Origin of the sequence: Campylobacter sp. 2018MI10, assembly GCF_018501175.1 — a bacterium.
Classification (GTDB): Bacteria; Campylobacterota; Campylobacteria; order Campylobacterales; family Campylobacteraceae; genus Campylobacter_E.
This window is the reverse complement of the sequence record NZ_JAHCZD010000043.1, coordinates 1-1319: the sequence shown is the minus strand read 5'-3', so window position 1 is coordinate 1319 and position 1319 is coordinate 1. Positions and strand designations below refer to the sequence as shown.

Annotated in this window: 2 protein-coding genes; both read right to left on the bottom strand. The window is 28.7% G+C overall.

What is annotated here, in order from left to right; all coding sequences use genetic code 11:
- Positions 1 to 536 (bottom strand): hypothetical protein (locus KJR01_RS09565; protein WP_214119003.1); only part of this gene is annotated, 536 nt, incomplete at its 3' end.
- 108 nt (positions 537 to 644) lie between these two features.
- Positions 645 to 1319, bottom strand: a 675-nt coding sequence (locus KJR01_RS09560; RefSeq protein ID WP_284444078.1) for a molybdopterin dinucleotide binding domain-containing protein, incomplete at its 5' end; no start/stop codon positions are given.

Genomic DNA, 1319 nt, shown 5'->3' with positions numbered 1-1319 from the left:
CCAGGAGCTACTCTTTGTAAGTATTTTACTACTTGATAGTATTCATTCTCATCTAAACTTGCATTATCTTGCATAGATTTAATTGTGCTTGGCCATACATTTTTACTAAACTCATCATAAGCATGTAAAGCATGGCATATACCACATCTTTCTTCAAATAACGCCTTACCATCTTCTATAATATCTTTATTTGTAATCTTAGTATTATCAACACTAGCTACTATCTCTACTACTTCCCAAGTATTATCATAATCATCTACTTTAGTTCCTATTACTTTAACAGCATTAGCATCATCAAGATTTACGCTATTTGATAAGACACCTAAAGTATCATAAATAGCTTTTCCACCTTTAGGACGATAGCCTGTAAGTTTTATCTCGCTTTTATTATTATCATTTTTAACTATATCAAACTTAGTTCCTATAATAATTGTTCCTATTGTTTTATTATTAATACTTAAAGGAGTGTTTTCTAAAGCATAATTATTAGCTAATAATGAGCTTGTAATTAAACTTAATAATATTAGTTTTTTCATTTTTTTATTATCCTTATAAATGTTTTTATACTTATTATTATTTGTTTTTATTACTTATCTTAATAAGTATTTTTAAAGCCTAAAATATACTTTTAGGCTTTATTTAATTTATGCTTTAAACTTTGGTTGTCTAAATAAATCAAGTGCTGGAATTTCTTTAGTATATTTTTCTATTTCTACTAAAGCAGTTGCTTGATTACCACAAGCAAGTTTGCTACTTGGAATATCAGCTATAAGCACATTCACATCTCCGTGTAAGCATAAGCCTTTTTTATTAGGATTATACCAAGAGCCTTCTTGCATTCTAATTACACCAGGTTTAACATATTCAGTTACTAAAACACCACCTAGTATTTCCCCTCTATCATTAAATATACGAACTATATCTCCATTTTTAATACCACGAGCTTTTGCATCAATTGGATTCATCCATAAGCTTTCTTTTCCTTCTACTTCTTCAAAATCTCTTAAAAAAGTATTATTAAGTTGTGAGTGTAATCTATACTTTGGATGTGGAGTTATTAGATTTAATTTATATTTTTTAGCATTGCCTAAATATTCAGCTGGTTCATAAAATTGAACTAAGCCTTTGCAATCATCATAGCCAAACTTATCAATCTTTTTAGAAAATATTTCTATCTTACCACTTGGAGTTCCTAATCTATTAGTAATTGGGTCATCTCTAAAATCTTTCATTTTTACGAAATTCTTAGCTTCTTCAGGAGCTTTAAATTCTACATAGCCTTTAGCCCAGAACTCATCAAAGGTTGGCATTGATAGGCC